Genomic DNA, 22,734 nt, shown 5'->3' with positions numbered 1-22,734 from the left:
GGATAATTAATGATGTCAAACGAGTGGAATTGCCCGGAACATCATGCATGGATTTATTCTATGCGAGCTAAAATAAATGGTTAATTGTCCTAGATAAAGGTTATAAAACATTAGGAAATTGCCAAAAAATAGAGTGAAAGACTTTTACCTGGAGGTTTATGATGAACAGACAACAACGACTCAATTTAATAGAACAACAATCAAGAGCCTATATGGAGGGGAATGTTGAATTTATTAATAATCAGTGGGTATTTTTTGACCAGGAAACGGATGAAGCATCTTCATTAGAAGAGTATCGCCAACAAGAAATTGAGGTATTTAGACTGAAACGGTGGCGAAAAGGTGTATTATCACTCAATGGCCAAATCCATTGCGGCAGTGATCTGCTCCATTTAAAAGATCAAGATCAGATAAGAATTAAAAAGCATCTCGTTTTCTCATTAGAATCATTATTAGAAGAAGTAAATGACGATGCCTTTGTACAATTCATCACTAGTTTAAACAGCATTGATTTCTCCATTTTTGATTGTATTTACTGCTATAATCAGTTGACATTTTTCGGTGATGAAACAAGAAAAAGCGGTGTTAATTTTATGATTTTTGATAATCAAGAGCATATTTGTAGCGTACAGCATCATTTCTTTTATTATGAAAAAGAGACAGACCGTTTCGAATTTACTTTAAATAGTGGAAAAAGAATGGTCATTGAAAAAATCTCTTCTTCCGGATAAAATGAGCATACAAAAAAAAGAAAAAAAGACTGTAGACACTCACTACAAGCTCGTCTACAGTCTCATTTCCAATGTTATGATCATTGCTGCTGCAACCCTTTTTCAAATTCTTGGTTTACTAATGGCTTTTGAAAAAAATACCCTTGAGCAAAGTGGCAATCCAGTTTCTTCAGCACTTTCATTTGCTCTTCTGTTTCTACACCCTCTGCTAACACTTTTAACTGCAACCCTTTCCCCATCGTAATGATTGCTTTCACAATCGCAGCATCAGATGTATTCATACGTAAATTATGTATAAAAGAACGATCAATCTTCAATGTATCAATTGGCAAATCCTTCAAATAACTTAATGAGGAATATCCTGTACCAAAATCATCAATCGATACTTGAATGCCCATTCTTTGCAACTCTTTCATAACTGCAATACTATGTTTTTTATTTTTCAGCATCGTACTTTCTGTTAATTCTAAAATTAAATACTTTGGTGGAAGGCCCGATTGTTGCAGGGCATCTTTAACAACCTTTAAAAAATGCTTTTGTTGAAATTGACGTGCAGCTACATTAACCGATATTTGTAAATGTGTAAAACCTTGATCATGCCATAATTTATTCTGCTTACATGCCTCATTTAATACCCATCGACCAATATCGTTAATGAGTCCTGTTTCCTCTGCTAAAGGTATAAATTGTGCCGGAGAGATATTTCCAATTTTCGGATGGTACCATCTAATCAAAGCTTCACTACCAAAGAGCTCTCCACTTTCTAAACAAACGAGGGGCTGGTAATGAAGTGTGAACTGTTTATTTTTTAATGCTTTTCTTAAATAGCCTTCCATCTCGAATCGTTTTAACACTTCTTCATTCATTTCTTCAGAAAAAAAGGTTAATTGATTACCACCTTTCTGTTTGGAAAGATGCATCGCGATATCAGCATTTTTCATCAGTTGCTCGGAATCTATCCCATCATTTGGATATAAACTAATGCCGAAACTTGCTGTGACATGAATCTCTTGCTGTTGAATAATAATGGGACGGTCGATGGTCTCAAGTAAAGTCTGTGTGAGCCTCATTATTTCTTCTGTCTGTAAATTCTCAGGTAATAAGCATAAGAAGCGGTCCCCACCAAAGCTCCCTAAAAAGCTATCGGTTGGTAAGGTCTGATTGACACGATAAGCCAGTTGCTGAATGATCTGATCGCCTATTAAATATCCAACACTTTCGTTAATCATTTTAAAACGATCGATATCAATAGATAGTAAAGCAAAAGATTGCTGATTTTTTTTCGCCCTTTTCATTGACGAGATTAATTGTTCAGTAAATCTATGTTTATTTGGGAGTCCAGTTAAATGATCATAGTACGATAATTCGGTTAATTTATTTTCGATCTTCTTTAGTTCTGTAACATTTTTAGCAATTCCATATATACAACTTACCTTTTCATCTCGAATAACTGGGATGAGTTTAATATCATAAAAGTCTTTCTTACCAAGTTTCCCAATGATATCTGTTTGGAACTGCTGTGTTTCCCCCATTCTTGCACGGTCAAAAAAAGCTTTGATAATCGGAAGTTGGCAATGATCAAATAAACGAGTAAATGGCAGACCAATTAGTTCCTTTGCTGTATAGCCCGAATTTTCCTCTAAAGCTGAATTGACACTTGTAAAACGATCCTCAGCATCAATAGTAAAGATAGATTCTGTGTTATTTTGGAACAAAACATGATAGCACTGCTTTAAATTTTGGCACTCTATCATTAATTGTTTTGTTCGTTTACGATCATTGACAGGTAATTGAATAAACGAATCGACCATCATCGGCTCCTCCTTTGTTACTGAAATAAACGATGGCACCTGATTTTCAAGCTGCATTTGTCCATTTTGTCAATTCCTGATAGTATAGCTGCCATTTCGTATCCTCCTGCGAGTGTATGTCCACCTTTCATTCGTCAACGTTTGATACTTTATAATCCAACCTCGATTTAAATTATAAGGACTTTATCTTTGACGATAATAAAAAGGTCTTTCCTCTAACACTCACAATTCTTTTATCGGTTTATTCTCATTTAATTGAATAACCGCCCTCATCTTTTACTTCATGATCAATCATGGAGGTTCTCATCCGTACAATGTTGACCATACCCTCTAATAATAGGGACTGTGTCAGGTAGCGCAACTTCGTTTCATGTAGTATTAAATGCCTAAAACAAGAAAGTTAATATAGTACTATCTGATTAAAAATACCATAAAAGGCGATATAATGACACGAAAAAAAGAAAAAAGCTGCTAATTTTAGCAGCTTTCAATAGAGCCTTTACACCTACATAAATGGTTTGAATCCTAATGGCAAACTTAAGCCTAAATAAAGGACAAGTAAAAAAGCGACAATTAATTGTACCCATAAAATGGTTGTTTTTTTGCCCTTTTTATTACGAATTAAGATCATTTCCCACATAGAGATAATCCATAGGCCAACAAGCGCTTTCAATACATACATAATATCAATATTACTAATTGAGAAAAGCATACCTACACCTGTGGCAATGATTAATAAGTAAAATAATCTTAGAATCATATGTACCACTTTATCTTTGCCATTTTTCTGCAATGATAAGGCAACAAAGAATAGAATAAAGGCAACGATCCATGTTGTTAAATGTGCATGTGTCACATTAGAACCCCCTTAAATTTCTTATTCTCTTATCCTTAGAGAATAATTCGTTTACATCATACCATAATCAAATAGATAAAGCCTAAAGATTACTATCAATCTTTACAATAATGATTAATTAATAGTCATTATTGTATTAGATAACTGCCCTACACCTTCAACTGTGATTTCAATATGATCACCTGGCTTTAGAAAACGTGGTGGTTTAAAGCCATTACCAACGCCAGCAGGTGTACCTGTGGCAATAATATCTCCTGGTTCTAGCGTCATCCCTTTTGAAAGGATGTGAATAATCTTCTCGATAGGAAAGATAAATTTTGAAGTATGAGAATCTTGTCTTACTTCTCCATTGACCTTAGTCGTAATACGCAAATCATTAGGATTTGTTAACTCTTCTTTCCCTACAATCCACGGACCTATCGGACATGATTGATCCAAGCTTTTCCCTAAAAAGTATTGCTTATGTTTAGATTGTATATCTCTTGCTGTTATATCATTAATAATCGTATATCCAAACACATAATCTAACGCTTCCGCTTCTTCTATCTCTTTGCCTTTTTTACCGATAATTACTCCTACTTCTCCTTCATAATCTAACATTTCTGTTAGTTGTTGATAATGAGGGATTTCTTCGTCTGGAGCAGCTACTGTTGTAGGTGACTTCGTAAAGACAATCATTTCTTTAGGAATATCTGCTGAACTTCCCATTTCAATTGCATGTTCTGCATAGTTTTTCCCTACACAGAAAACATTCTTTTTCGGCCTTGGAATTGGTGCTTTTAATTGAATGTCTTCTAAGGCTATCAACAGGGTAGATTCACTTTCATTGCTTATTAATTCCTGTATGAATGTGTCGCTCCATTTTTCATGTCCGATGGCATCCACTAAATCTTCTGGCAAAGGTACCCCTTTGTTTTGTGCAGCCTCCTGCAAAGGTAAGACCATTTTTTCTTCTTTCACAAGTACGCCGTAAGCTTGTTTATTATTGTATTCATATGTTATGTACTTCACACTCTACACCCCTTTTTAAATAAGTATAGCGTAAATTAACTGAAATGTTAGCAAATGATTGTGAATAATAGATGACTCTTACTTTTGAATTCTTTTAAATGTAGACGGCTTTTGCCAATAAGTGAACCATCTCCAGCACCATTCAAATGGGCCATATACAAAATATTTCATCCATATTATGCTGAATAGAATTTGACATACGTATAATATAATGGCAATCATTGTTCCTGTCAGCAATGATACATTGCCATACAATCCAAACCCATAACTATAAAATAAACATGTAGCCACAATGGATTGCATTAAATAATTCGTCATAGACAAGCGCCCGATTGTTTGTAAAGGTTTTGTGATTATCCCTATCTTGCTATTAACGAGCACAAGGATGAGTAGGCTATACCCAACCGCTACCAATGGGCCCCCAAAGATATCTTGTATATATTGCATTGCTAAATTAGTACTAATGAAATATGGTAATAGTTTAATAAGGTATCCAGTAGTAAGAAATACAATCATGAGAACAATCGCTGTCATCCGTCTTTGTTCAAGTTTTTCAACCACTTGAAGCTTTCGTAGCCCTGCTCCAATTAAAAACAATGGTAAAATACTAATCATTAAAATGGGCATTGTGGCCAAATTATTATTCATTAACCAGTCATCTATATTCTGACGTACGATTTCTAGCCATGTGCCTGATTGATACACCTGAACAATGTCAGCAACAGATGTCGTCATCATCGCCGAAAGATCTGGTTCTATGAATAACGTAAGAAGTAATATCCCAACTAAGAGTAGATTTGGAATGATATAAATGAGTAGACCAAGTAAGATTAACAGTTTCCCTGACAGTTCTATGAATAAAATAAGAGCAAATCCTGCGATAGCATAAGTAACTAAAATATCTCCATGCCAAATGAATAATGCGTGACATAAACCGATGATTAATAAAAATAGAAATCTTCTTGCAAGTAATAATGGACTATGAACGCCTTTTAACTCTGCCCTTTCTTTTAGAATCATGACACCATAGCCAAATAATAAAGAAAATAACGGATAAAAACTCGCTTGAAAAAATACATCAATAATAGGAAAAACCGTACTATCCCCTGCTTTATCCCAATAATTAAACGGATCTATATGCGTATATGGTGAATGGAAAGATAAAAAATTGACTATTAAAATACCAAATAAAGCGAATCCCCTCATTGCATCGATGGAATGAATTCTTCTGTTTTCGTTAAGCGATTGCATAACTTCCTCCTAAGAAATTGTTTTTACAATTGAACTAAGTCGTTCCTTTTACCTCCTTCTCTTTTCCCCAGTCTATCCCGACTGCCGGTCTTTAATTTGTTAACTGGTCACTTATTTCTATTAGAATCTGATGAGAGAATAAAAGTAGAGCCACCTGAAAACAGTTAACCTATTTCTTCCTTTAATTCCAATATTCATCAACACACTACCTTAATATAGCATATTTTCTACTATCAATTTAATCATTTTCTCTTACTATTTTTTTGCAGTTTCTTAACGTACATTACCGAACATGAAAAAAAGCACATCTTTACCTTAAAAGATATGCCCATACTTCTCATTAATAAATAAATCCAAAAAACATGCGCTCTCGCTTCAAACAAATTTTTCAATTAACATATCTACCGTCTTTCCCACTTGTAGCCCAATAATCGTTACGTAAATGAATTTTTTGGATTTTTCCTGAAGCTGTTTTTGGTAGTTCGTTTGTAAATGTTACGCTAGTTATCGCTTTAAAATGAGCCATATTTTCACGAGTAAAAGCAATAATATCTTTTTCGTTCACCCCGTCCATCCCTTCCTTTAAAACAATAAAGGCATGTGGGGTTTCTCCCCATTTCTCATGTGGTACGGCAATAACAGCTGCTTCCAAAATGGCAGGATGTTCGTATAATACACCTTCAATTTCTATTGAAGAAATATTTTCACCACCGGAAATAATAATATCTTTCTTACGATCCACAATGTCTATGTTGCCATATTGATCAACTGTCCCCATATCACCAGTATGTAGCCAGCCATCACGAATCGTTTCTGCCGTTGCTTTTTCATTTTTCCAGTAACCTTTCATTACCCCGTGACTACGCACAACCACTTCGCCAATATCTTTGCTATTACTTGCAACTTCTGCACCATATTCATCCACAACTTTCACTTGAGAACCAATCATTTGATAACCGGCTTTTGCCTTCATTCTATATGTTTCTTTTTCATTTATTTGGATATGAGATCTGATTTGTGATATCGTGCTTAGTGGTGAAGATTCGGTCATCCCATATACCTGGATAAAGTCCCAGCCCATCTCAGCTTCCACTTTAGAAACAAAAGCAGGTGGCGGGGCAGAACCTGCAATCACTACGCGAATAGGATGTGAGAACTTCGTTTGATACTGATCATAGTATTGCATTAAGCTATTCAATACAGTCGGTGCCATATGAACGATAGACACTTTATATTTCTCCATTGCTTGAAAGATGACTTCTGGTGTCGTTTTACGCAGACAAAGTTGTTTTGCCCCATTCGCTGTATAATAAAATGGCGAACCCCAGCCGTTAACATGAAACATCGGCAGTACATGAATAAGTGTATCTTGATCACTCACCCGCAAATGATGCATCGTACTTAATGCATGTAAGTAGTTGTTACGATGAGTAAGCATCACACCTTTTGGGTCTCCTGTTGTTCCACTCGTATATAACAAAGAACATACATCCTCTTCGTCTATTTCTTCTCTACAAAAACTTTCTTCAGGAAAAGATGCTAACCAATTGTCATAACCAATTTCAGTTGTATCACCATCCATATCATGAACAATAATCGTTTCTACTGTTACTAACTGATCTTTAATTGGTTGTATCAATCTATACAGTTCTTGATCAACGAAAAGTACTTTTGATTCACTATGATTTAATATGAAAACGTAATCATTTGGCTGCAGGCGGATATTAAGTGGAACCATAATTGCATTTAATTGATATACACCATAAAACCCTTCAAGCATTTCCACAGTATTTGGCGCTAAATAAGCGACACGGTCTCCCTTTTGTACACCAATGCTTTCTAGCCCATGTGATAGTTGATTCACCCTTTTATTCAATTGATTATATGTAAGTGTGAGCGTATCACCATATATTGCTTCTTTATCTCCATATAACCTTACCGCACGATCTAGAAATTCAGTTAATATTAATGGTACCTTCACGGTAAATCACTCCTCGCTAAAATAATTAAAATTTTCTGATTATAATTATTTTAGCATTTCAACAGTCTGACATCTATATTTTTCACCCTTAATCATAAAGTTTCTTCACACTATTACACTAGGCACATAGGATAATGATAAATAGATAATTAGGGCATTCGCCCGTTTTCAAAACTTCAGTGTATGCAAAGGGTGTTTATATGCCAGCAATTGTTGGAGCTGTTCAAGTAATTTCTATAGGAAGTAGTTCCGTCTTTAACATTGGTGATATTTATAAGGTAATGCCCCTCTCTAATGCCAAAACGTTTTCTGGAGCCGGTTCTTTTAATACAGGGGATGGATTAGATGTTGTTAACTACAATAGCACAACCAACACATATGATAACGATAGCGTTGACCAAGGTAACTACTTTAATGCATAACTTTAAGGTGATGAGCGATGAATAATTATTATATTCAACAATCTATTTCTATTCAGCTAATTAAAATCGGCGGGGTCTCAAACTCTTCCGTATTTCAAATTGGCAGTGCAGGTATTATTAAACCATCCTCCCACTTGTATAATACGGGAGGGTTTACCGAACCTGCACCAGAATATGAAGAAACGCCAATTGCCCCAGGAACAACAGTAGGGACACCACTCGTTCCCTTAACTGCTCCATCGAAACCATAATAAGATTGGAAAGGCGGCGATTTTAGGATGAGTCAAGATCTTTACACGTATTTTCAACAATTACAAGCTTATGTACAAATGCAAGAACAGCGAATTCAAAAGCTTGAATCTTCAATGAAAAAAATGAAGGAAGAAATGGCACAAAATGATCGTCAGCCTATTCATATCGACCGGATCGAATATAAATTTGACCAGTTAAAAGTAGAGACATTGGAAGGGACATTAAACATTGGCTTAAATCCATCAGATTTGCAAGATATTGATGATTTCTCTGTCGATCAAAAAGAATTACAAACACCTTATTCTCCCAAAAATTTGTTTAAAAGAAATATGGAAATAGAAACGGCATTATTAACTTTTATAGAAGGGGAGCTCCCACAAATTGTTGAAGAAGCAGAAGCAAACTTAAAAATGCCAAAGGATAGCTCCTATGTAGAATTTATTAAAGAGGATATTAAAAAGCAGCTTTCTAGTCGTGTAGACTACTATTTGAAACAGCAGTCTAATCGTAATCTAGACAGCCAGGAAGAGAAAACAAAAGTGATTGAAACATTAAAAACGGAAATACGAAATGGTGTCTATGCCTTCCTTAGTCATTTACCGGAGAATATGAAGGAGATGAAAAAAGAATGAATTTCCAAGTATATAACCGCGAGTTATGTGTGGGAGATGTGCGGATAATTGGTGTGTCAAGTTCATCCATATTTCTTGTCGGTGATGCGGAAACGATACAGCTTGCCTCTACCTTTGATACACCACCTGAATCACTAATTATCGGTCCCTTTGTACCACTAACACCGGAGTAATTACATGTTTAAAAGAACATCAGTTGTAGACCAGATTAAGGTGGACACATTTGGCTTCTCCTCCATTTTCGAAATCGGCGATACTTCTTATATCCAAGGTTATTCCAGGGCATTGGCACTGCAGCGAGACGCTGAAATCTTTTATGGTAAAGAAGGTAATTACAACGCCTATGACCTCTATAGAGAAGAATTAATTATTCCGAAAATAACTGAAAATATCCAAACTCACTATATTCAACATAAACCCATTATTAAAGTTAAGAATATAGATATTTTAGGCGTTTCATCAAGCTCAGTCCTTCATATTGGCAATACGAAAGATATTAGTATGGAATCTCGTGTGAAACATTTTAGACAATTTGTGAAAAACGAAGAATAAAGGGTGTTTATTATGCCGGCAATTATCGGCCCTGTCCAGATAATCAATGTTTCAGGTGGTATTGTTCAATTCGGCGATTCACTTTATATATCACCAAAAAGTAACTCTAAATCCACTACTGGCTCTGGAACTTTGAACACTGGTGGATTTATAATGACAAACAACGGGCTCAGTGCAAGTAATGTATTAGATGCAAACCTATTGGATCAGCCAACTGTAGGCAACTTATAAGAATACACTAAAAAGAGGGCAACTGCCCTCTTTTTATATTTCCAAAAAATAACCGCCATCAAAGAAATAAAGGTACTTTTGTGCGACTTTCCTTTTTGTTATCTGTTCGACCGCTTTCGTGTATAAATCAATTTGAACTCGGTATCTATCAATTAAAATTGGCGCTGCCTCATCCATTCCGCCTCTAAAACGATCGGTAATGCGATCTGATTTGTAATCCACGATAACAAGGCCCTTATGATCCTCAAACAAACAGTCAATTATTCCTTGTACTAATACCGTATCTTCTGCTTGATCCCAATGGGAGTAAACTTCACTAGCTGGCAAAGCAAGGTTAAACGGTACTTCTCTTTGCAAAGTTATTGCTTTTCTCATACGCTCAGCTAGCTCACTTTCAAGGAAGTCAACAATCAAAGCTGGGTCAATGACCGTAGCTTGCTCAGCTGTTAACAGCTCTTTTCTCACTAGATGTTCTACTTTTTCCGTTATATGCTTTTCATCTGTTGGATCATGTAAGTCTAAGTGTTGCATCACTGTATGCAAGGCCGTTCCTCTTTCAGCAGGTGTAATGGACTTTTCTTGCATGAATAACGGTCGATTTAAAATTGGCTTTTTAAACCCTTTAACTAATTCTTGCCCACTTTCCTCTTGAGAAAAGATTTCTTTTTGCCTTTTTATTTCAGAAACTGACTGTTTCGATCTTGATTTCATTGCTGATTGATAAGGATATGACCATTCCAGACGATGCTTAATCGTTTCATAATAACGAGATTTTTTATCGACTCTTTCTCCCTGCTGTACTTTTTCTAAGAGAAGGTCAGATTCATTTTGATTTTCATCAATAACCGCCTTCGCTTCTTCTTTTGCAACAATTTGAACTTCCCAACTAGATGGATGGTTATGAATTGCTGCTACTACCGGACTCAAACTAGTATCTAAAGTTGCGCTATCTTGATGTCGGATGATAGCAGGTGCGATCCAGTCTAAATAGCTTGTACTTTGAGCACGAGTAAAATCATCAAGTAGCCAGTCTGACTTCCTCGACACCCTTTGCCAATCCTTCAACTTCTTAGCCATATTTTTCGGTGAAGCAATCAAGAAAAGCTTTTCCTTCGCTCTTGTCAAAGCAACATAAAGCACTCGCATTTCTTCAGCAAGCATCTCCATTTTTTTCTTACGTTTGAAGGCAAGCTGCGGTAACGAAGCAAGAGAAATCCGTTTATTTGCATTCACATATTTATATGCTAACCCCAGATCCTTATCTAGCAAGAAAGACTTCTTCAAATCCATCGTATTAAAGTTTCGTGCTAGCCCTGGCATAAAGACAAAAGGAAACTCTAACCCTTTACTTTTATGAATAGTCATGATACGTACTACATCTTCCTGTTCTCCTAAGGCACGGGCAGCCCCTAAATCGTCTCCTCTTTCTCTCATTCTTTCAATAAAGCGCAAAAATCTAAACAATCCTCTAAATGATGTAGCTTCATATTGTCTTGCCCGATCATATAAGGCGCGCAAATTAGCTTGGCGTTGTTTTCCACCAGGCATCCCACCTGCAAAATCATAAAATCGTGTTTCTCTATATAATTGCCAAATCAAATCAGATAAAGCACCTTGTCTGGCTTTTTGTCGCCAATTTTCTAACTGCAATAAAAACGGCTTTAGCTTGTCATAAATGGCAACCTTAGCTCCTGTTTGAACTTCAGAACAAAATTGTTGAACTGCTTCATAATAAGCACCAGTTTGATGAGGAACTCTTATGGTCGCTAATTGATTCTCTGTTAGACCAACAATTGGTGAACGTAATACAGCGGCTAATGGAATATCTTGATATGGATTATCTATCACTTTTAAGAGTGACATCATAATGGAAACTTCGGTAGCATCAAAATAGCCCTGTGAAAGATCAGCATAAACAGGAATACCTTGCTGTTTTAATTCCTCTATCATTTGTGGTGCCCATGTCATTGAACGCAATAAAATCACAACATCTCGATACTTCATCGGTTGCTCTTGCTTAAGCTTTGCATTATACACTTGTTTATGGCTAGCCATTAATTCTTTAATTTTCTTTGCTATGAGTCTTGCTTCTAATTGTGATTGCGCGAGCTCTTCCTCCTCAAACGAATCAGGTTGTTCCGTATGATCTTCATCTTCAAGATCAATCATCGATAACTCAATGGGGTGCTTCACTTCTTCAGGATAAGCAGCTCCAGGAACAAGTTCAGCTGCTTCATCATAAACAATCTCCCCTACATTTTCCCCCATAATTTGCTTAAAGATAAAATTGGTGCCATGTAGGACTTCTTTTCTACTGCGGAAATTCCGCGCCAGATCAATGCGTAAACCTGTTGATTCACCGTCAGTCGTGAACCGATTATATTTGTTTAAAAATAAGTTCGGTTCTGCTAAACGGAAACGATAAATCGATTGTTTTACATCTCCAACCATAAAGAGGTTTCCGTTTAACTCATTATCATTTGTGACTAGTTGAAGAATCGCCTCTTGTACCATATTCGTATCTTGGTATTCATCGACAAGCACTTCTTTAAATTGTTTTTTATAGGCAAGGGCAGCGTCTGTAGGAATGAATTGATTAAATTGATCAACAACCCCAAGAATATCCAAACAATAATGCTCTAAATCAGCGAAGTCTACTAGTCCTTTTTCTGTTTTAACTGCTGCAAACCTCTCTGCAAATGCTTTTACTAATTGTGCTAATCCTGCAATATGTGGCTTCATTTCTAACATATCTTTTAGAAAAGATTCTGCTTTCCTGCTAAAAAGCTCTTCTTTCAGTTTCTTCAAGACACCCTTCGCTTGATCTCGCACTTTTTTCGACTCTTCTATTAGTTCTGGCTCAAACTCTTCCCCTTTACAAGCCTTTAAAGTTTTAAATTTATAAGACTGCATTGCCTCATACAATGTCTCCCAAGATTGCTCAGCCGCCTGTATTAAGATATCGACTAGTTGGATATCTGCTACAAAGTTGTCCGCTCTTGGCGCTGGTCCCCCAGGTTGCTTTGTTAACTCAAGTGCGTGGGTTAATAAACTTCTCACACCTTGTAATTGCAGGCGAACATCTGAGAGGAGATAACCGACAAATGGAATATCGCCCATATTTGCAGTAGGAGTCACATTGTACATCTCAATCATCTTGTCCAAATAATCATCCATTGACGGATTTGCTCGAGCAAAATCATAGATTTGTCTAATCATATCTTGAAGCGCCACATCACTGCGATCGTTTGTGAACGTATCCACTAAGTGGTAAAATGCTTCGTTATCTTCTTTACCATAAGCTTCTTCAAATAAATCATCTAAAACTTCATCTCGTAATAATTGAGCCTCTGTTTCATCTGCAATTCTAAATCCTGGGTCTATATTGATTAAATAATAATATTTCTTTATTACCTCTAAGCAGAAAGAATGCAACGTTGAGATGGATGCTTTATTGAGCAAAGTTAATTGTTTACGTAAATGATAGGAATGTGGGTCCGCTTGAATTGCCTTCTCTAGCGCTTCTCCTATTCTATGACGCATTTCTGCTGCTGAAGCATTAGTAAATGTGACAACAAGGAGCTCATCGACATTCATGGGATTGTCAGTGTTTAATATTTTGGTAATGATTCTTTCAACTAGTACAGCGGTTTTCCCCGATCCTGCTGCTGCCGCTACGAGAATATCTTGATTTGTCGCATGGATCGCTTTCCATTGATCATCTGTCCAAGTAAGATTCTCAGGCTTTGGTGGAATGATAGATTTAGGCATCCTTTTCTGCCTCCTCTCTTATTCGAGTTAGCACTTCATCTCTCGGTTTTTCATCTAATAATCTAAATGTATTCGTTTCTAATGACTCATCAAATTGACAGATGGATTTAAAAGAACAAAATGTACATGGCGTCCGTTCTTTCAATTTATATGGTGATATCTCCACTTGACCACCAGTCATTTGGTTACCCGTTTTAATATATTTATTTCTCACGAATTGTCGCAAATAATTAAATTCCGCTTTATCAGCAACCTTGGATCGCTTTGATAGCGACCCATCTTTATTAAAGCCAGCAGAAATAATCGGCGAATCGCCTGTTGTTAAAGACTTGTCCATTAAACGTACAACATTTTCTTCTCCTAATAATAATCCCTTCATTTTGAACTTTTTCAAGATCTCTTTTTCTATCTCGTCTAAACCAAGCATTTTGCTTGAGTTAATCATTGGATTATGAACATGAAAATACAGAACACCCGCTGGATCAGCTTTCATACCGATGAGTTCCTCTGAATGGGCAATGACAATATCCAAATAGGTTAACATTTGTAACGATAATCCGTAATATACCTCGTTAATATTCACGTCTTTCTCACTTGACTTATAATCAATAATGCGTAAATACGATCCTGTCTTCTCACCTTTCGCTTGATCAACACGATCAATGCGTCCCACTAGTTCCATCATACTGCCATTTTTCAATGGAAAAGATAGAGATGGCCAATCACCAGAAGGTCCAAAGCTCATCTCTAAACCGACGGGTGTGAATCCACTGGCTTTTGCATGTTCTCCCATAATAAAGGATGCACGGCTAATGATTTGCTCCAGTTTTCGCTTAATATAGAAGTATCGATTAGAGCTTAGGAGGATTTCATGCTGTAATTTAGGTGCAAGTAGTTCAACGGCTTCTTTTGCAAGTAATTCGCATTGTTCCCTTGTCATATCTGACCATTGCAAGTCCTTATGCATAACCGTTTCGGTTATATATTTTAGGGCGGCATGAAATAATTCACCAATATCAGGTGCTTCTAATCGAAAGACTTGCCGTTCTCTCAAACGCAAACCATATTGGGCATAATGTGAGAACGGACAGCTATGAAAAAGTTCCATTCTTGATACACTTGCACGAATCGTTTCACCATACAATGCTTTACTAATCTCTTCATCTAGTTGTTCTGTCCTATTCTCATAATGTAAACTTGCTAAAACCTTGTTTGTGATATCTTGCCAGCCTGATTTCTGTAAATAAATATTATACGTATCCCACCACATGTCATAAATGGCATAATTGCGTTTCTGTAATTGTAATTGCGATGTTAAAAACGTTAATGCTGTATTAATATGACTGATATAGTCTATTTGTCCTTCTTCATTTAGTTCTGCTGGATCTGACATCAAATACTCTTCTTTTATTTGTACAAATTGATCTTGTATTCTCTTTATAAATGGAGAGGGAATGAGTGCCTTACCTTCTTCGTTTGCCATTGGATAGCTAACAAATAAATAATCTGACGGTGTGACAAATGCCTTATACGCCAAAAACTCTTCATCTAACAATCTCGTTTTCGTTGAAGGAGCTACTTTCATTCCTAGTGACAATAACTGCTCGCGATCATCATCTGCTAATACACCTTCTTCTGGAAACTTTGCTGGTAGAACCCCTTCATTTAAACCAATAATAAAGGCAGCTTTCATATCAGCCACTCGTGACCTTTCCATATCAGCAGCAATTACCTGGTCCATTGCAGGTGGTACAATACTAAATTGTAGTGCTTCAATACCTGCATCTAATATTGTCGCAAAGCGCTCTGTCGTCATCTGCTCACTACCAAGCATTTCTACATATTCATCCAATAGCTCAACAACTGCATTCCATGCTTGGTTATGCTCTCGAGATCTAACAAGCTCTCCTCTTTCTTCCGTCTCTATTTGCAGTTTTTCTATTTTGGCTGGGATATCTGTTTCTTCTAAATATAAATAAAGGGCTTCTGCGTATTCCCTGCCTGTTTCCGCTTTCTTCATTCGCCTTGAAAGTCTCAATAGTGGTGCAGCTACGATATCTCTTAATTGGTTGACTTCTTCTTCTATGTCTCTTTCTGCATCTGTTTGCCCTGTATTTGTCATCTCAAGGCCACGAATTCTCCGATATTTCCAGCGCTCTTTCTTTGTCCATTTACTACCTTGTATGCCATAAGATAAAACATAATTTTCTAACCGGTCCATCTTCTCACGTAATAATGAAGACGAATAGTTAAGTGGAAAAATCATTTCAGTTTTTATCGTACGGAAAACAGGTTCATATCGCCAGTTACTCATTAACACCTCTAAACTGGAACGAATAAATTCGACAACAGGATGATGTAACATGGACTTCTTTCTATCAATAAATAAAGGAATCTCATAATCATTAAACACGGTTGTAATTAAATCATGATATTCATGACCGTTTCTCATAAGTACGGTTATATCTTTATACCTTAACCCTTCATCACGAACAAGGGCACGAACCTTCCGGGCAATCCCCTCAATTTCTGCTCTGCGATTCATTGCATGGGCAATCATGACCCGTGCCTCCCCACTAAATGGGATAGTCGGACGCACTTCAAAATTGGCTTCAAAATGTCTCAATGATTCATGCTTGTTTGTCGGAACTTGAGAAAGTAACTCATATTCGACTTGATGTTTTTGTTGCTTAGCTATCTCTAGAATTGTTTGATATGTCTCACCTGTTTGCCTAAATAAATGGAGGGCATCTGGTGGTTCGTTATCAAACGGCTGATCTAACGTTAGGGCAATTGTCATATTTGGACAATGACGGATAAGTGCTTCAATAACGCGGTATTCCTGTGGTGTAAAACTATGAAAACCGTCGATATAAACTGTTGCCTTTTGCAAATAAACCGATTCATTTGCTTTTTCAGCAAGTAATTGCAAATAGTCTTCCGAGTCTAAGTATTTATCCAATATACCGGCTTCAAACTTCGAATAAATCAATTCTAAATCATGCAGTTTCTCTGCTAACACTTTTTTCTCATGATCATTCTGTTGTAATTGCGCTATTCGCATTTGTAATTCAGTAGGGTTCACACAATAGCGTTTAAACTCTGTTAACATGCTTTCCATCTGCTGGATAAAGCCATTTTTATCAGCTGCATTTTGAAAAATTTTCAGCTCATCCTTCTGTTCCTCAATAATCTTGCGAATGAGCATGTTTGTACCAATACTACTTAAATGATAACGGCTTATTCCACCAGTCTCTTGCAGAACTCGCCATGCTAATCTCGTGATAGAAAAAACTTGTGTTCTAATCATTCCTCCTAAACCTTTAGAACTAGCTAATTTATATTCAGATTGAAACGTCATCTGTTCTGGAACAATATAAATAATTGGTGAGCCTTCAGGATTTTCTTTCATAAGTTGCTTTATCTCACTGACCATCTTCTCGGTTTTTCCTGTCTGAGACCGACCAATTAACATCTTTACTGTCATGTATTTTCACCTTCACTTTCAATGTGAATCGACCTATAGAATCTTTGTTCCTATTTTAGCACATCTCTCACACTTTTCTCCTTTTTGTGTTTAAAGTAAATACAGGGAATTCCGCTTGGTGCTTAACATTGTTGCAGGATAGATGCATGTGCTCTATTCTTTTTCTGTTCTTATTCAAAAATTTAAAAAGCCCAGCAAACGTCTGCCGGGCTTTCCTCTAAACTATCTATTTTTTCGTTTTTTCTACACTTGTATTTAATTTAATTTCTATTCTTTTACCTACATACCAAAGAATAGCAATGATGAGGATGACGATGGCCGTTCTCGTCGGTTTTGTAATCAGTGAGGCAATATCATGCCCGACAAAACTCATTGTAAAAATCATCACCATTTTTCCTGCTATGACTGCCAATGCGTATTGGGCAATACTTATTCTCGATAAGCCAGCCACAATATTTACAATAGCAGATGGTGTAAAAGGGAAGCATAGTAATAAAAATAACGGTGCAAAACCATGCTTTTCAACCCATGCCATTAATTTTTTTACTTTATCATGGTTTTTAATTACACTTAAGAATCGCGCTTGGCCATATTTTCTAATGATAAAAAAAACGAGCAAAGCTCCTGCAACTGAGCCAATCCAAGAATAAAAAAATCCGCCCCATAATCCGAACGCATTCGCATTAGCCATCACGAATAAAAAAAGCGGGAGAAAAGGTAAAAATGCCTCTATTAAAGGTAGTAGAATTCCTGGAAGAGGGCCAAATGAACGATATTCTCCAATTAGAGCTAATATATTTTCTAGTGTAAGCCACTGTCTGATACTCTCTAAATCCATCCATACTCTCCTTCTCTCGCTCGAAAAAACATAGATATTCTTCTTTTAGTTAGTTAAAAATTGCTGTAACTCTTGTTTGTTTGCTTCTAAATCAACCTGTAAAACAGCCATTCCACTGATTCTAACATTTTGGTAAGTGCCATCTGCTGGAATTCTTAATGACTCTACTTGCGGGCTTCCATTCATTAAAACATCTTTTCCCATATATAAGATGTCACTTGTTTTCATATTGGTATTGACGTAAGGTGTAACAACTCCTACTAGTTTAGGTAGTTTAGCTATCGTATTTAAACTAGTAAATTGATTCATTACTGCTTTAATCGCGTTTTGTTGTCTTTCAACTCGACCGAAATCGCCAACCGCGTCATTTCTGAATCTGACATATCCTAATAGGTGTTCGCCATCCAATTTCTGTAATCCCGGTTTTAATGTTACACCGATTTTCTGAGACATCTCTTTCTCCACATTGATTTCTACACCGTTTGGAAAAGCCACATCAATGACCTTTTCAAACCCCTCAAAATCAAGAATTGCATAATATTGCGAGTCGATGTTAAAGTTCTCTTTAATCGTTTGCCTTAATAATTCTGGACCTCCATAAGCAAGTGCAGCATTAATACGATTTTGACCATGTCCTGGAATATCGACATACATATCGCGCATAAAAGAAATCATTTTATAAGTGCCTGAATCAGGTTGATAATGTGCAACCATAATTGTATCTGCACGTGCATTTTCTTCTCCTCTTGAGTCACTACCTAAGAGTAAAATATTCGTTCCACCGTATTGATCTTTTTCACCATTAAATTCGTATACTTGCTCTGGTACACTTGAATCATTATCTGCTTTAGAAGTTTGTAGACCTTGTTTAAATTGGTAGTAAGAATATCCTACTACTGCAACAACAACAAGCAAGAATATGATAAATAAATTTCTTATTATTTTGCCAAATTTCCGCTTTTTCTTCTTTCCTTGATGTCTTTCAGATCTCATTTTAGATGTATCCTTTCATCCTATTATTCTTTTCTTTCTTTTTGTAAATTATATCAGATTATCCCGATACTGTTACTTTTGGAATAAACAGAACAGTAACTCTTTTAAAAGATATACTAGAATTATACACGTTACAGCCTTTTTTCTAAATCATTTCTTCATTATCTTTACATCTTTTTAAAGATATTTCCGTCCCTTTATATATGACTGATACAGCATGAAAAAAGTTTCACTTACGAAATATTACCAAATACCCCGAAAGTGATCACACTTCCGGGGTAAGCATCTTTAAATATATTGATTAAACCAATTTTTTATATAATGAAGTCTCTTCATTCTTAAGTTTGGGTGACCACTTCTAGAGAGTTCATGATTAGCTTGTGGAAAACGAATAAACTTCGCTTGTTTGTTATGGTGTTTTAATGCAATGTAAAATTGCTCTGCTTGTTCAATCGGGCATCTTAAATCATTTTCACTATGTAAAATTAATAGTGGGGTGTCTACTTGTTCCACAAATGCTAATGGTGAATGTTTCCATAATTTTTCTATATCATTTAACTGGCCTTTTATTTGCCAGTCAGTGAAATAATAGCCGATATCACTTACACCATAAAAGCTAATCCAGTTAGATATGGAGCGCTGGGTAACAGCTGCCTTAAAACGATTTGTATGTCCTACAATCCAATTTGTCATAAATCCACCGTAGCTACCGCCTGTTACCCCTAACCTCTCACGATCAATTCCCTCATCATATTCGAGAACATAATCGACAGCAGTCATGATATCTTCATAATCTTTGCCACCATAATCTCCTCTAACAGCATCTACAAAAGCTTGTCCATATCCATGACTGCCCCGTGGATTTGTATATAACACCGCATAGCCCTCTGCGGCTAACACTTGAAACTCATGGACATATGTATTGGCATACATCGTGTGTGGACCACCATGAATCTCTACAATAAGAGGATACTTCTCTCTTGTCTCGTGATTTATCGGCTTTATTAACCAACCTTGTAATTCCCAGCCATCTATCGATTGATATTGAAGGACCTCTGCATCAGCAACAGCCGTCTCCTCAAAGAACGCTTGATTAATATTTGTCAGTCTTGTTTTTTCCCCACTAGTCACGTTCAACAAGTATAAATCTCCTGGATTAATAGGTGTGCTAATCGCTACTATCGCTTTATCTATCGTGCCCCCTGTAGAAACACCATAAATATGATGCCTTTCTTCTAATAATGCGGGATACATCGCTCCTTCAACTGTGCCAAAATACAGTACTGTATTGCCATGGTCAGATGCTAGAAAATAGAAGCTCGAGCTATCCTCAGCCCATAAAATCTGTGAAGCATTTGCAGACTGATGGAAGTCAGCAACAACATAATCACCGACTTGTACATCCCATTCTTCTGTTAAACAAGTCAATTCTCCTGAGAATACATCTAATGTCCATATCTTGGACAAAGAAGCATTCTTATAAGTCGACTTCGACCCAATTAGCCCTAAACATTTGCCATCAGGGGACCATGATACATGAGAGAAGCTGGCAACTCCTTTTGTCATATTCTCCATCTGCTTACTTTCAACATCTAATATGTAAACATCATTATTGAAGGAATGATCTTTATCTGTTGCCAAATCGGCTAATAATGCGATGGATTGATTGTCCGGAGACCAGCATTGGAGATAATAATCCTGCTCTCCTGTTGTAAGCCATTCACGCTCTCCTGAAGCAATATCAATTACGCCAATATGTTGATAATCACCAGACCATAAACCTTTGGCGTCAGACTTATATTTCATCCTTTCTATTTCAACCGGCTCTGGTTTATCCTTGTTTTTTTCTGGAAGGTTCTCTTTCTCTACAGTTGATTGAAAAGCGATTCTTTTACCATCCGGTGACCATATAGGGTTGGTCGCACCATTCGGTTCATTTGTCAGCTGTTTTGCTTCGCCTCCATTCATTGATAACATAAATATTTGATTCACCTCATTATTACGATTAGAAACAAATGCGATTTGTGACCCATCTGGTGACCATCTTGGTGCCAAGTTTCTCCCTTTTCCGTATGTTAATTGTTGCGTTTCTGCAGGTTGATTGGTATTTATGTAAAACAAATGAGAGCTATATGTATTTTCTTCTTCACACATGGTCGTTTCTATATAAATACAATCATAGCCATTCTTACTTAATTGTGGATCAGTTACCGACTTCAGTTGATATTGATCCTCCGGCTTGATTCGTTTTTTTGCATTCATCCTCTTCACTCCTCTATAGGTTCTTCTCACTTTTATTCGTGACGTAAGGAATATTCCCCTTTATTTACCCACTTTTATTGTGAGTAATTCATACCTCTCTTTCAAGCTAAAAATCAAATAACAAAAAATGGATACAGTTGCATGAATATTTTAATGAGAGTAGAATATAATAAGAACAAATGTTCTATACCAAAAAAGGAGAAGTATTTACGATGACAAGAATTCCTGAGCGAGACCGGAATATTATGGAACAAGCGATTTATTTGCCAATGGTGCTTACGATACTTAATAGGGATTTAAAAGTGATTGATGCAAGTCCGTTTAAGTTGAAGCAACCTTATGTGAATTTAGTTGATGAAACAATGAGGGTAATTCAGAAGGAATTAAGAAGCGTGAAGCACTATATGAATAAAGAAAAGTTGAGTGTACAAGAAATTAAGCGCGATGAAGCATTTACAATGTTCATGTTTCTTTATAAAGGATATGAAGAGCAGCATAATTATTTTAACCCTCGTATACGAAATAAAGTCCATGAATTACTGGAGTTTTATTTATTCAAACGTTATACTTCATCGCAAATTAGCCAATAATATCCATCATAATCTGCGAAGGAAGTTAATGTTTTCTGAAACTTTCTCAGCTTTTTTCCTTTTTAGAAAGTAAAGCGATTTTCGTTCCGTTTCTTCAATTCTGCTCGATAACGTATCTTTTAACAGAACGGTTCTTAGAATTTGATTTTGAAATATGTTATGTGAAACAGGGATAATATGCGTACGCCTATTTCTAAAAGTTACTTCTGTTTGTCCTCCCTCATGCGGACGATAATGGAGCACATGCTCATTAGATATCCATATACAGTTGGGGTTTGTAGCAGAAGCTGTGGGAAAAAAATAAATGAGATTAGTGGGATCAATCGTAATAGGTGCTTTATGTGTAATACCTGTCAGTTGTCTTGTCCCCTCTTTTCTACCTTCATAGCTAGCACCAAAAAAGCGACAACTTTTCTTAATAATTTCAAGCGGTTTAAAAGGCGAAACCGCTTCACCTTCGATTTCATAAATATGAGAATAAATCTTACTACCATATTCAATAGGCAAAATCATCATTGTTTCTGTATTAATTTCATACTCTTCAATCATCGTTTCCTTCTCAGCCATAAAACGGTACACCCCTTTACTTTTTTTGAAAAATAAACTAAATATTTTTAAAATTAGCTCTATTTTACCAGAAAGAGAAGATGATAACCAGTCTTTTTTCCTATTTAATTGACAATTTATTTGAAAATAATATATTTAATTTTTTAAAAATTCAAAAATAAGTTGAATAAATACAATTCTTTACATATACTAATAAAAAGCCATTGGGGTGATTTTTATGAAAGAAAAATCATACGCCGAATTAATGAAAGCAAGCGCCATGAAACGCAAAAGAAAGAAAGAAGCATTTGTTTTAGACTTATATGTCGACATGGTCATTAGCGACGCTATCCTAAACAGAAAACTGCAAGCTGTAAAAGTGAAATTAGATAAAGCATTAGACTGCAAAAATAAAAAAATGTTCATTACACTATCAAATGAATATATTCAACTGCAAAAAGAATATGGCTCGTAACCTATTATCCTCCACCACCAATGGGGGATTTTTTATTTTTGA

General features: G+C 36.2%; 20 protein-coding genes. 9 read left to right on the top strand and 11 right to left on the bottom strand.

The annotated features are described in order from the left end of the window. Positions 1 to 161: 161 nt before the first annotated feature. Positions 162 to 731 carry a DUF2777 domain-containing protein gene (locus MKX78_RS08040; RefSeq protein ID WP_095369844.1) on the top strand — a complete coding sequence of 190 codons (570 nt, stop codon included), beginning with the start codon at positions 162 to 164 and terminating at the stop codon, positions 729 to 731. Between the two features lie 80 nt (positions 732 to 811). Here MKX78_RS08040 and MKX78_RS08035 read toward each other — a convergent pair whose 3' ends face one another. The 5 genes from MKX78_RS08035 to MKX78_RS08015 all read right to left on the bottom strand — a co-directional run bounded on the left by MKX78_RS08035 (position 812) and on the right by MKX78_RS08015 (position 7,641). After that, positions 812 to 2,542 carry a putative bifunctional diguanylate cyclase/phosphodiesterase gene (locus MKX78_RS08035; protein ID WP_341050435.1) on the bottom strand — a complete coding sequence of 577 codons (1,731 nt, stop codon included), beginning with the start codon at positions 2,540 to 2,542 and terminating at the stop codon, positions 812 to 814. Between the two features lie 505 nt (positions 2,543 to 3,047). Next, a complete protein-coding gene (locus MKX78_RS08030; protein WP_224937709.1) occupies positions 3,048 to 3,398 on the bottom strand; it encodes a YisL family protein in 351 nt (116 codons plus the stop codon). A gap of 114 nt (positions 3,399 to 3,512) precedes the next feature. Further along, the gene (locus tag MKX78_RS08025; protein ID WP_341050431.1) at positions 3,513 to 4,409 is read right to left on the bottom strand and encodes a fumarylacetoacetate hydrolase family protein; all 897 of its coding nucleotides are present in this window, start codon (positions 4,407 to 4,409) and stop codon (positions 3,513 to 3,515) included. A 78-nt stretch (positions 4,410 to 4,487) separates the two neighbouring features. Then, a complete protein-coding gene (locus MKX78_RS08020; RefSeq protein ID WP_095369847.1) occupies positions 4,488 to 5,660 on the bottom strand; it encodes a DUF418 domain-containing protein in 1,173 nt (390 codons plus the stop codon). A gap of 388 nt (positions 5,661 to 6,048) precedes the next feature. Then, positions 6,049 to 7,641 (bottom strand): long-chain-fatty-acid--CoA ligase, encoded by a 1,593-nt coding sequence (locus MKX78_RS08015; RefSeq protein ID WP_095369848.1) that lies wholly within the window; start codon positions 7,639 to 7,641, stop codon positions 6,049 to 6,051. Between the two features lie 200 nt (positions 7,642 to 7,841). Between MKX78_RS08015 and MKX78_RS08010 the strand changes: the two genes are divergently transcribed. Genes MKX78_RS08010 through MKX78_RS07985 form a run of 6 tightly spaced genes read left to right on the top strand, consistent with a single transcriptional unit; the run spans position 7,842 to position 9,730 of the window. Further along, positions 7,842 to 8,063 carry a spore germination protein gene (locus MKX78_RS08010; protein WP_095369849.1) on the top strand — a complete coding sequence of 74 codons (222 nt, stop codon included), beginning with the start codon at positions 7,842 to 7,844 and terminating at the stop codon, positions 8,061 to 8,063. A 17-nt stretch (positions 8,064 to 8,080) separates the two neighbouring features. Next, positions 8,081 to 8,314 (top strand): spore germination protein GerPB, encoded by a 234-nt coding sequence (locus MKX78_RS08005; RefSeq protein ID WP_095369850.1) that lies wholly within the window; start codon positions 8,081 to 8,083, stop codon positions 8,312 to 8,314. 27 nt (positions 8,315 to 8,341) lie between these two features. After that, positions 8,342 to 8,947 carry a spore germination protein GerPC gene (gene gerPC / locus MKX78_RS08000; protein ID WP_341050430.1) on the top strand — a complete coding sequence of 202 codons (606 nt, stop codon included), beginning with the start codon at positions 8,342 to 8,344 and terminating at the stop codon, positions 8,945 to 8,947. Continuing rightward, positions 8,944 to 9,120: a spore gernimation protein GerPD gene (locus MKX78_RS07995; RefSeq protein WP_095369852.1), complete on the top strand. Its 177-nt coding sequence runs from the start codon at positions 8,944 to 8,946 to the stop codon at positions 9,118 to 9,120. The genes gerPC and MKX78_RS07995 overlap by 4 nt, the downstream gene beginning before the upstream one ends. Before the next feature lie 4 nt (positions 9,121 to 9,124). Then, on the top strand, positions 9,125 to 9,499 hold the full coding sequence (locus MKX78_RS07990) for a spore germination protein GerPE (protein ID WP_095369853.1): 375 nt from the start codon (positions 9,125 to 9,127) through the stop codon (positions 9,497 to 9,499). Positions 9,500 to 9,511: 12 nt separating this feature from the next. Further along, positions 9,512 to 9,730, top strand: a complete 219-nt coding sequence (locus tag MKX78_RS07985) for a spore germination protein (protein WP_095369854.1) — start codon at positions 9,512 to 9,514, stop codon at positions 9,728 to 9,730. A gap of 33 nt (positions 9,731 to 9,763) precedes the next feature. On the opposite strand, the gene addA is transcribed toward MKX78_RS07985, so the two are convergent. From addA to MKX78_RS07960, 5 genes are all read right to left on the bottom strand, one after another. After that, positions 9,764 to 13,501, bottom strand: coding sequence for a helicase-exonuclease AddAB subunit AddA (gene addA, locus MKX78_RS07980; protein ID WP_341050427.1), 3,738 nt, complete (start codon positions 13,499 to 13,501; stop codon positions 9,764 to 9,766). After that, on the bottom strand, positions 13,494 to 16,988 hold the full coding sequence (gene addB, locus MKX78_RS07975; RefSeq protein ID WP_095369856.1) for a helicase-exonuclease AddAB subunit AddB: 3,495 nt from the start codon (positions 16,986 to 16,988) through the stop codon (positions 13,494 to 13,496). Before addB ends, addA begins: the two co-directional genes overlap by 8 nt. A 226-nt stretch (positions 16,989 to 17,214) precedes the next feature. Further along, complete coding sequence (locus MKX78_RS07970; RefSeq protein ID WP_341050425.1) at positions 17,215 to 17,826, bottom strand: TVP38/TMEM64 family protein; 612 nt, start codon at positions 17,824 to 17,826, stop codon at positions 17,215 to 17,217. Positions 17,827 to 17,871: 45 nt separating this feature from the next. Next, complete coding sequence (locus tag MKX78_RS07965; RefSeq protein ID WP_095369858.1) at positions 17,872 to 18,819, bottom strand: LCP family protein; 948 nt, start codon at positions 18,817 to 18,819, stop codon at positions 17,872 to 17,874. A gap of 288 nt (positions 18,820 to 19,107) precedes the next feature. Then, on the bottom strand, positions 19,108 to 21,081 hold the full coding sequence (locus MKX78_RS07960) for a S9 family peptidase (protein ID WP_341050423.1): 1,974 nt from the start codon (positions 21,079 to 21,081) through the stop codon (positions 19,108 to 19,110). Between the two features lie 212 nt (positions 21,082 to 21,293). Here MKX78_RS07960 and MKX78_RS07955 point away from each other — a divergent pair, with 212 nt between their 5' ends. Beyond that, positions 21,294 to 21,671: a hypothetical protein gene (locus MKX78_RS07955; protein WP_095369860.1), complete on the top strand. Its 378-nt coding sequence runs from the start codon at positions 21,294 to 21,296 to the stop codon at positions 21,669 to 21,671. 6 nt (positions 21,672 to 21,677) lie between these two features. Here MKX78_RS07955 and MKX78_RS07950 read toward each other — a convergent pair whose 3' ends face one another. Beyond that, complete coding sequence (locus tag MKX78_RS07950; protein ID WP_095369861.1) at positions 21,678 to 22,238, bottom strand: competence protein ComK; 561 nt, start codon at positions 22,236 to 22,238, stop codon at positions 21,678 to 21,680. 217 nt (positions 22,239 to 22,455) lie between these two features. Here MKX78_RS07950 and MKX78_RS07945 point away from each other — a divergent pair, with 217 nt between their 5' ends. Next, entirely contained in the window at positions 22,456 to 22,692 is a 237-nt protein-coding gene (locus tag MKX78_RS07945; RefSeq protein WP_095369862.1) for an IDEAL domain-containing protein, read from the top strand. The last annotated feature ends 42 nt before the right edge of the window (positions 22,693 to 22,734 follow it).

This window comes from Cytobacillus sp. FSL R5-0569 (assembly GCF_038007265.1).
GTDB lineage: Bacteria > Bacillota > Bacilli > Bacillales > Cytobacillaceae > Cytobacillus > Cytobacillus kochii.
The sequence above is the reverse complement of the archived record's forward strand: the minus strand, read 5'-3'. Positions and strand labels throughout refer to the sequence as shown.